Source organism: Kiritimatiellia bacterium (assembly GCA_025054615.1).
Classification (GTDB): Bacteria; Verrucomicrobiota; Kiritimatiellia; order CAIVKH01; family CAIVKH01; genus JANWZO01.
Genome location: JANWZO010000044.1, coordinates 1 through 662, shown reverse-complemented (window position 1 = coordinate 662; position 662 = coordinate 1). Strand labels below are relative to the sequence as shown.

The window sequence follows — 662 nt, the reverse complement described above, 5'->3', positions numbered from 1 at the left end:
CGCGTACCACGAATTCGGATGAATTTGATTCCAGCCCCCGCCGCCGATCGTCGCGTACCACGAATTCGTCTGAATTTGATTCCCGACCCCGCCGCCGATCGTCGCGTAGCGCGAATTACTTTGAATCTGATTCCACCCGCCGCCGCCAATCGTCGAATTGGACGAATCTCGCCGAATTTCGTTAAGATAACCGCCGCCAATTACCGCGAACCCTGAATTGGTCTGAATTTGATTCCACCCGCCGCCGCCGATCGTCGCGTAGTCCGAATTCGTCTGAATTTGATTCCACCCGCCGCCGCCGATCGTCGCGTAGTCCGTATCCGGCTGAATTTGATTCTCCCTGCCGCCGCCGATCGTCGCGTACCATGCATTCGACTGAATTTGATTCCGCCAGCCGCCGCCGATCGTCGCGTACCGCGAGTAGCTCTGAATTTCATTCCTCGCACCGCCGCCGATCGTCGAATAGATCGATTCCGTCTGAATTTGATGCTGCCAGCCGCCGCCAATCACCGCATGTAATACACTGCCCGCGATCGTGTTCTCTCCCGCCTCCGCGTTCAGCACGATGTTGTTCGTATGCACCACCCGCAACCCGTGCACCGCCCGCGCATACGGCACCGCCAACAGCCGCTCCCGCGGGCTGAGGGTCGAACCGTTGACTT

General features: G+C 58.9%; 1 protein-coding gene. It reads right to left on the bottom strand.

The features are described 5' to 3' along the window. Positions 1-662, bottom strand: a 662-nt coding sequence (locus NZ740_10740; GenBank protein MCS6772474.1) for a hypothetical protein, incomplete at both ends; no start/stop codon positions are given.